The 8,120-nt window shown below is 73.6% G+C and carries 10 protein-coding genes and 1 pseudogene; 4 read left to right on the top strand and 7 right to left on the bottom strand.

What is annotated here, in order from left to right; translation table 11 throughout:
* Positions 1–164: 164 nt before the first annotated feature.
* The 3 genes from ACZ6EM_RS39990 to ACZ6EM_RS39980 are packed head-to-tail and all read left to right on the top strand — an operon-like array spanning position 165 to position 2,227.
* On the top strand, positions 165–635 hold the full coding sequence (locus ACZ6EM_RS39990) for an SRPBCC family protein (protein WP_401055045.1): 471 nt from the start codon (positions 165–167) through the stop codon (positions 633–635).
* A gap of 27 nt (positions 636–662) precedes the next feature.
* Positions 663–1,556, top strand: coding sequence for an alpha/beta fold hydrolase (locus tag ACZ6EM_RS39985; protein WP_401055046.1), 894 nt, complete (start codon positions 663–665; stop codon positions 1,554–1,556).
* Positions 1,557–1,561: 5 nt separating this feature from the next.
* Positions 1,562–2,227 (top strand): 4'-phosphopantetheinyl transferase family protein, encoded by a 666-nt coding sequence (locus ACZ6EM_RS39980; protein WP_465774630.1) that lies wholly within the window; start codon positions 1,562–1,564, stop codon positions 2,225–2,227.
* 232 nt (positions 2,228–2,459) lie between these two features.
* Here the strand turns inward: ACZ6EM_RS39980 and ACZ6EM_RS39975 are convergent, their stop codons facing one another.
* The 4 genes from ACZ6EM_RS39975 to ACZ6EM_RS39960 all read right to left on the bottom strand — a co-directional run bounded on the left by ACZ6EM_RS39975 (position 2,460) and on the right by ACZ6EM_RS39960 (position 5,604).
* The gene (locus ACZ6EM_RS39975) at positions 2,460–2,594 is read right to left on the bottom strand and encodes a hypothetical protein (protein WP_465774629.1); all 135 of its coding nucleotides are present in this window, start codon (positions 2,592–2,594) and stop codon (positions 2,460–2,462) included.
* Positions 2,595–2,715: 121 nt separating this feature from the next.
* Positions 2,716–3,873: a GDSL-type esterase/lipase family protein gene (locus ACZ6EM_RS39970; protein WP_465774628.1), complete on the bottom strand. Its 1,158-nt coding sequence runs from the start codon at positions 3,871–3,873 to the stop codon at positions 2,716–2,718.
* A gap of 42 nt (positions 3,874–3,915) precedes the next feature.
* Positions 3,916–4,494, bottom strand: a complete 579-nt coding sequence (locus tag ACZ6EM_RS39965) for a TetR/AcrR family transcriptional regulator (RefSeq protein WP_465774627.1) — start codon at positions 4,492–4,494, stop codon at positions 3,916–3,918.
* Between the two features lie 102 nt (positions 4,495–4,596).
* Positions 4,597–5,604, bottom strand: a complete 1,008-nt coding sequence (locus ACZ6EM_RS39960; protein ID WP_359914094.1) for an AraC family transcriptional regulator — start codon at positions 5,602–5,604, stop codon at positions 4,597–4,599.
* 177 nt (positions 5,605–5,781) lie between these two features.
* Between ACZ6EM_RS39960 and ACZ6EM_RS39955 the strand changes: the two genes are divergently transcribed.
* Entirely contained in the window at positions 5,782–6,276 is a 495-nt protein-coding gene (locus tag ACZ6EM_RS39955; RefSeq protein WP_465774626.1) for an anthrone oxygenase family protein, read from the top strand.
* Positions 6,277–6,350: 74 nt separating this feature from the next.
* On the opposite strand, the gene ACZ6EM_RS39950 is transcribed toward ACZ6EM_RS39955, so the two are convergent.
* From ACZ6EM_RS39950 to ACZ6EM_RS39940, 3 genes and pseudogenes are all read right to left on the bottom strand, one after another.
* A complete protein-coding gene (locus ACZ6EM_RS39950; protein ID WP_465774625.1) occupies positions 6,351–7,046 on the bottom strand; it encodes a polysaccharide deacetylase family protein in 696 nt (231 codons plus the stop codon).
* A 198-nt stretch (positions 7,047–7,244) separates the two neighbouring features.
* On the bottom strand, positions 7,245–7,847 hold the full coding sequence (locus tag ACZ6EM_RS39945; RefSeq protein ID WP_359914103.1) for an anthrone oxygenase family protein: 603 nt from the start codon (positions 7,845–7,847) through the stop codon (positions 7,245–7,247).
* Between the two features lie 178 nt (positions 7,848–8,025).
* Positions 8,026–8,120 (bottom strand): annotated as a pseudogene (locus tag ACZ6EM_RS39940) (NmrA family transcriptional regulator); the annotation flags it as partial.

The raw sequence follows: 8,120 nt of genomic DNA, 5'->3' as shown, positions 1-8,120 counted from the left end.
CAACGCCAAAAACACCTACGACCCCACCCACACCCTCACCCCCGGCCACAACATCTTCCCCTAACCCCAAAACACACCACACACCACACACCACAACAAAAAACAGAACCCAACAACTCACCAACCCCCCCACCACACCCACCAAACACAAGGACCGATTTCCCGTGCGCGCCATTCACCACACCGACCGGACCATCCTCAACCACCCCGCCCACGCCGTCTGGAACGCCATCGTCGACGAGCTCAACGGCAGGACGACGTGGTGGCACCCGCACAACACCCACCGGCCCGGGTCCACCGGCCCGCAGCAGACCGGCGGCACCACCACGACCACCGTCCACCCGGCGGGTGTCGGAAAGCCCGGCCCCAAGCTGCGGTTCACCTCGACCACCACGCAGGTCGTCCCGGACGCCGAGCTCACCCAGTCCCACACCGGCCACTTCCAGGGCACGACGACCTATCGGCTCACGCCCCACAACAACGGCGCCCAGACGCTGCTGACGATCACCTTCGCCACCGACCCGCACGGCCTGGCCAAGTTCTTCCACAAGCTCACGAACCTCACGACCAAGCACACCACCGCCACCCAGCACGCCCTCAGCAACCTCCGCCGCCACCTCGACAACCAGAAGTAGGAACCACCACCGGAGAAGGAGGCCCCAGTGACCGTCACCGAAATCCCCGTGCTCCCCGCCCGGCACGCCGTCACCACCACCGACCACACCGCGACGACCGACGACCACGCGCACCTCGCCATCACGGTCCACCAGCCGGGCGAGCCCGATCCGGGCCGGCCGCTGGTGTTGCTGGTCCACGGCTGGGCCGCCTCCCGGACCGTCTGGCACGCCACCGCGCAGCAGCTCGCGGCGGCCGGGCACACGGTGGCCACGTACGACCAGCGCGGTCACGCCTCGTCGACGTCCGGGCGGGAGCCGATCAGCATCGAGCGGTTGGCGCGGGACCTGGACACCGTCGTCGGGACGCTCACCACGCCGGAGCGGCCGGTCGTGGTGGTGGGGCACTCGGGCGGCGGGTACGCGGCGCTGGCCTGGGCGGCGGGGCTGCCGGCCGGGAACGGCGGGGCAAGTGTCGGGCGGCTGGCGGGTCTTGTGCTCGTGTCGACGGCCTCGCACGGGCAGAGCACGCCGGCGAGCGAGGTCAGGATGATGGGGTCGAAGCTGTTCAGCCGGGCACTGCGGACGCCGTGGCTGGGCCGTCGGCTGCTCGGTGGGACGCACGGGCCGGGTGCTTCGCTGTCGGCGCGGGAGGCCAACCGCCGGTTGTTCGCGGCCACGTCGCCGGCGACCCGGGCCGCGTGCTTCGCGTCGACGCAGGAGATGGACCAGCGCGCGGGTCTGGCCGGGATCACCGCGCCGACCGCGGTCATCACCGGCACCGAGGACAAGATCGTGAAGCCCGAGTTCAGCCGGGAGCTCACGTCGGCGCTGCCGCACGCCGAGCTGCACCGGATTCCCGGCACCGGTCACATGGTGCCGCTGGAGACTCCCCAGCACATCGCGCACCACGTCCACCTGCTGGTCGCGGCCGGCCGCTGACGACCGTGATCACCACCGCCCCGGCCGGCGTCCTGGCCGCGCTGCTCCCGCCCCACGTCCACTGTGCCGAGGCTTTCGGCGTCCCGTCCGAGGGCCGGCTGCTGCCGTCGGAGGCGGCGTACATCCGGGACCGGTCCCCGCGCCGCCGCCGGCAGTTCGCCACCGCCCGGACGCTCGCCCGCCAGGTGCTCGGTGCTCTCGGGCATCCGCCGGTGCCGCTGCTGCCCGGGCCGGGCGGGGCGCCCCGGTGGCCGGCGGGCGTCACGGGCAGCATCACCCACACGGACGGTTACACGGCCTGCGCCGTCGCCGGCACCGGGCAGCTGGCCTCGCTCGGGATCGACGCCGAGCCCGCGCGGCCACTCCCGCGGGGTGTGCTCCAGCTGGTCAGCAGCGAGGCCGAGCGCAGCGCCCTGGCCGTGCTGCCGGAGGGCCGGGCCCCCTGGGACACGGTCCTGTTCAGCGCCAAGGAGGCCGCCTACAAGGCCGTCCATCCACTGACGGGGACCTGGGCGCCGCTCGCGGCCATCTCCGTCGCCGTGTACGCCGACGGTACGTTCGCGGCCCGGCACCCGCACCACCCGGTCGTCAGCACCGGCAGCTGGGGCGTGCACCGCGGCACGGTGGTCACCGCGCTCGCGCTCCCGCCGTCCCGGGCGGCCGCCGCATGAGACGCCCTGCCGCCTGTGGACCGTCCACGCCCCGCCCCTTGCTCGGCACCGGTACGGCCGGTGCCGAACGAGGGGCGGGGCGGTGGGGGTTTCACTCCGTTCCGGGTGGTGCGCGGGGAAGGGCCGTACCCGGGCCGGTGATTCGGCGACACGCGCCGTCCCGGGGCCCACTGCGGCCGTGCCGCCGGGCCGAGCCGGGCGGCCTCCGGGGAGCCGGCTGCCGGGTGGGCGGTCAGGCCGAGGTGGTCGGGGCGCCGGGGCGGTCGTCCTGGCGCGCGACGGCCACCGACCACTGCGAACAGTGCGCCACGGGAAGCGCGGAGGATCCGGCGGAGTCGGCGCGGAACGACGCCGCGGGGAGGAACACGACGCGGCAGCGTCGGCACAGCCAGGTCGCCCGCCGCACCCGGTGGAGCTGCTGCCACTGCTCGTAGGTCCGCGGCCACTGGTCCGCCGTGTCGCTCCGGCGGGAGGGTGACCGCGGCGGGTCACGGTGCCAGGGCGCCTCCGGGGGCGAGGGCGAGCTCGGCGAAGCGTTCCGCGATGAGGCGGTGGGCCTCCGGGGAGGGGTGGAGGCCGTCGGGGAGCGGGTGGGCGTCGTGGTCGGGCTCGCCGTAGAGGGCCAGGCCGTCCAGGTGGTGCAGGTGCTGGTCGCCGTCGGCCCGGCGTTCGGCGACGATGCGGGCCAGTTCGGCGCGGATGACGGTGAGGGTGAGCCGGCCGGCGGCCACGTCGGCGGGGTCGCCGGTGGCGCGGAAGCGCAGGGTGCCGCTGCTGAAGTCGGGGGCGAGCGGGCCCGGCACGGTTTCGTGGAGCGGGCAGAGCAGCGGGGAGACGACCAGCAGCGGTGTGGTCGGGTGGCCGTCCCGGACGGTGTCCAGGAAGCCGTGGACGGCCGGGGTGAAGGCGCGCAGCCGCATCAGGTCGGTGTTCACCAGGTTGATGCCGAGCTTGAGGCTGATCAGGTCCGCGGGGGTGTCGCGGATGGCGCGCGCGGTGAAGGGGTCGAGCAGGGCGCCGCCGCCGAAGCCGAGGTTGGTCAGGTCCAGACCGGCGCCGTTGGCCACCAGGGCGGGCCAAGTACCGGTGGGGTGGGCGGCGTTGGAGCCGTGGCTGATCGAACTGCCGTGGTGCAGCCAGTGCTTGCGGCTGCCGGTGGGGATCGGCTCGATCGGGGCGTCGGTGTCGAGGGCGATCAGTTCGGTGGTCTCGGTGTGCGGGAGCCAGATCTCGACGGTCTTGTCGCGTTCCGGCAGGCCGGTGAACCGGGCGCTGCCGGACGGTCCTTCGGTCAGTTCGAAGCGGCCGGTGGCGAGGTCGACGGTGCGCAGGTTGCCGCCGGGGACGGTGCTCTGCGCGGTGAGCCGGCCGTCCACCAGGAGGTCGTGGACGCCGTCCGGGACGTTCGGGACGCCCGGGTAGGCGCGCTTGGTGGGGACGGCGTGCAGCGTGACGGTGGTGGCGCGGGTGCGGAAGGCGAGCCGGACGCCGGAGGGCTGGGACTCGGCCATCGCGAGCTGCTCGTCGGGGATCCGTCGGCGGGCGGCGGCGGGCAGGCGGTGCGGCAGCAGGCCGCGGGCGGTGTGTTCGAGGTCGAGGTGGCCGTGGAGGAGGGCCTCGGTGACGGGGGTGGTGATCGTCGTCATGGTGCTGCTCTTCGGTTCGTCGGGGCGTGCGGAGGGGGTGGATCAACCGGTCGTACGGGGCCCGCCGGCGCGCAGCAGGGCGTCGAGGGAGTCGATGATCCAGTCCCAGGACTGTCGCGGGTCGACGGCGGTGTGGCTGAAGCCGCCGGCCGCCTCCAGGCTGATGTAGCCGTGGAAGACGCTGCCGAGCATGCGCACCGCGTGGGTCTGCTCCGGTTCGCCCAGGTCGTAGCCGCGCAGGATCGCCCTGGTCATCTGGGCGTGCCGGACGCCCGCGCTGGCGGCGGCCGTCGCGGCGTCCAGGCGCAGCCGGGTGGCGTCGTAGCGGCCGGGGTGGCGGGCCGCGTAATCGCGGTAGGCGTCCGCGAAGGCGGCGAGGGCGTCGCGGCCCGCCCGTCCGGCGAGGGCGTCGGCGACGAGGTCGGCGAGTTCCTCCAGGGCGTACAGGGCGATCCGGGTCTTGAGGTCGTGGGAGCTCTTGACGTGGGAGTAGAGGCTGGCCGTCTGGACGCCGAAGCCGCGGGCGACCGCGGCGACGGTCACCTGGTCGAAGCCGACCTGGTCGGCGAGCTCGGCGCCCGCGACGACCAGGCGTTCGACGGTCAGCCCTGCCCTTGCCATGTACGTTCTCCCGTACGGTCGCGTCGGCTTCCTACGGACAGTATGGGATTGCCTAAATGGATTAGGCAAATGGAAACACCCCGCTCAGCCCGCTCAGCCCGCTCAGCCCGCCAGGATCACCGTCTCCGCCGGCCCCGAGAAGCCCGCCTGCTGCGACGGGGTGCCCGTGGCCGCCGTCCGGCGGTGCTCCTGCGGGCTGACGCCGCGCACCCGCTTGAAGGCCGCCGAGAGGGCGAAGGCATTGCTGTAGCCGACCTTGCGGGCGGCGAAGGCGACGGTGCACTCGGGCTCGCGCAGCAGGTCGGCGGCGACCGCCAGGCGCCAGCCCGCCAGGTACGCCATCGGGGGCTCCCCGACCAGGGCGGTGAAGCGGCGGGCCAGGCCGGCCCGGGAGACCCCGACCCGCTGGGCCAGTTCGGCGACCGTCCAGGCGGTGGCCGGGTCGTCGTGCATCATCCGCAGCACCGGGCCGACCACCTGGTCGTGCTGGGCGCGGTACCAGGCGGGGGCACCGGAGTCGGGGGCGGCCAGCCAGGCGCGCAGCACGGAGACCACCAGGAGGTCCAGGATGCGGTCCAGGACGAGTTCCTGGCCGGGCTCGTTGCGCCCTATCTCGGCGGCCAGCAGGTGCACCAGGGTGTCGTCGGCACCGGTGCCGGCCGGGCGGACCAGCAGTGCGGGCAGGCAGCCGAGCAGCCGCTGGCCGATCTCGTGCTCGGCCTGGTAGGTGCCGGACAGCACCACCGAGGAGGCCCGGTCGCCCTCCCGGCCCTGGCCCCAGGTCCGGACGCCGAGCGACATCACCTCGGAGACGTCCACCCCGCCCTTGGTGCAGACCTGGCCCGGGCCGACGATCACGTCCACCGGGGTGTCGGGGTCGTCCGCCACGGTGTACGGCTCCGGGCCGCGCACGATCGCCACGTCACCCGGGTGCAGCAGCAGCGGGGTGCCGCGCTCGGGCAGGATCCAGGCGTCGCCGCGGACCATCGTCACCACCGAGAGCGGGGCCCGGTCCTCGATCCGCAGCGACCACGGCGGGGTGAGGATGGAGCGCAGCAGGAACGCGCCACGGGCCTTGGGGCCGTCGAGGAGTCCCGTCAGAGTGTCCATGACGCCAAGTGTAGACGGCGGGACATCATTTGACGCTTCGTCATTTGAGAGACTCTTGAGTGATCGAGGTGGCTCGCACCGCCCGAATGCCGGATGATCTGCGCACGGGGGTACGGACCGGAACACGGCGACCGCGGCACGGCGACACCGGCTGCGAGAAGTGAGGGGCTCACGACGATGGAAACGGCACGCACACTCGTCCTGGTGGCGGCCACGGTCACCTGTGGACTGACCGCGGGACTGTTCTACGGCTACTCGTGCTCGGTCATGCCGGCACTCGCGCGGGTCGACGACCGCACCTTCATCGAGGTCATGCAGCGCGTCAACAAGGCGATCCTGAACGGCTGGTTCGTCCTCGGCTTCGTCGGCGCCCTGCTCGCCACCGCGGCGGCGGTCGCCCTGCACCTGCCCTCGGACGGGCACGACGTCCTGCCCGCGACCATCGCCGCGCTGGTGCTGTACGTCGCGATGATCGGGGTCACCCGCTCGGTCAACATCCCGCTGAACGACGAGCTCGAAGCCGCCGGGTCGGCCCAGCGGGTCGCCGACCCGGCCGCGGTGCGCAGCCGCTTCGAGGCGCGCTGGGTGCGCTTCAACGTGCTGCGCGCCCTGCTGTCGACCGGCGCCCTGGCCTGCCTCGCCTGGGCACTCGTCCTCAACGGGCAGAGCTGACCGGGCCCGGACCCGCTCGACGGGCGGGCCCGGCCGCGCCGCCCGCCGCCGCCACCCTCTGCCGCTGACCGGACTCAGCCGCAGAGGGTGGCGAAGCCGTACCCGCGCACCTTGAGCGTGGAGATGATCCCCGGCAGCGCGGCCACCGTCTGGCTGCGGTCGCCGCCGCCGTCGTGCAGCAGGATCACCGAACCGGGACGGACGTTGTTCAGCACCCGCGACCTGATCGCGGCCGCGCCGGGGCGGGACCAGTCCGCCGGGTCCACCGACCAGAGCACGACCTGCTTGCCGAGTGCCGCGGCCTTCGAACGCACCGTGCCGTTGACGGCGCCGTACGGCGGGCGCAGGCAGCTCGGGGTACGGCCCGTCTGCGCGCGGATGACCTTGTCGGTGTCGGCCACCTGCGCGTTGAGCGCGGCCGCGGAGAGCCTGCTCAGGTCCGGGTGGGACCAGGAGTGGTTCTGCACGCTGTGGCCCTGCTTGGCGACCTGCGCGGTCACCGCGGGGTGGGCGGAGACGTTCTGCCCGATCTCGAAGAAGGTCGCGCGCACCCCGTACCGGCCGAGCGTCGCCAGGACCTTGGACGTGTAGGCGGGGCTGGGGCCGTCGTCGAAGGTCAGGTAGACCACCTTGCCGCCCTTGGCGCCGGCCGCCTGCGCCTCGGCGGCCGGCAGGGTGACCGCCGCTCCCGCCGCCAGGGCGACGACCAGTGCGCCGATCGCGGTCCGGAACCTGCCAACTGCCCTGCGCCTGACGGGTGGTACGGACATGCCTGCCCCCTGCGGTCGGAACTCCCGTGCACCGGCCAGTCTGCGCCCGCGGGCCCGTCCGCCGCGACCCTTCGTCGGTCGCGAGCGAACGGAATCGGCCAGCCGGGCGCCGGGTGGCGGCTGCCGGGCGACAGTTGCCCGTCGGCAGGCCGAAGGCCCCCGACGGGATCCGTCGGGGGCCCTGTGCGTGGCCGGCGTTCAGCGCCCGGCGCGGCCGTGCAGCACCAGCGAGCGGGTCAGGGCGAGCAGGCCGCCGGCGCAGAGCGCGGTGCGGAGCATGTTGACCGGGACCCAGGTGTCCGCGAACTTGGCCCGCACGGCGGCGAGGTCGTGGATCTGCGCCGCGTCGCCGGCCGCCGCCAACTCGTTGTTGAGCGGGATGTTGACGCCCATGGTGACGATCAGCGCCACCACGTACAGCAGCGTCGCGGCCGCCGCCCAGAGCGCCGCCTGCCGCCGGCCGGCCTTGTGCTGGAGCCAGGCGGCGATGCCGGTGGCGAGGAAGGCGCCGATGAAGACCAGGCCGAACAGCCCGTTCCCGTCGATCGACTTGTTGATGTGCTGCATCGCCGTCACGTAGGTACCGTCGTCGCCCTCCGCGAGGCCCGGCATCACCGAGACGTCGAAGGCGAAGAACAGTCCGGCCATCAGGCCCATCGCGATGGTGGCGCCCACCAGGAGCGGGCCGGCGGCCTTGCTCCGGGTGCCGGGCACGGCCGGGGCCGTGCCGCCCGGCGCGAGGCCGGTGAAGGACTGCGCAGCGGTGTAGGAAGCAGGGGTCGCGGTCTGGTTCGAGCGCATGGGTATTCCTTCGGTCTCCCCGGTCCCCGCCCGGTGCGGGGACTCTCCCGGTGTCCGGGCCGCCGGCCTCCTCACCGCTCCCGGCCGCGGCCGGGTGCTGGTCAGGGGGTCGGTGCCGCCCGGCACCGACGATCTACTGAACTGCCGTACGGACGGCAGGTGTTGCCCTTCCGGATGGTCACGCGTTCCACACGCCGGAGGCGGCGGCCTCGCGGGCGTAGTCGGCGAAGTCCCGCGGCTCACGCCCCAGCGCACGCCGCACACCGTCGCCCA

The sequence above is a fragment of the Kitasatospora sp. NPDC041917 genome, assembly GCF_055589745.1.
The sequence above is the reverse complement of the archived record's forward strand: the minus strand, read 5'-3'. Positions and strand labels throughout refer to the sequence as shown.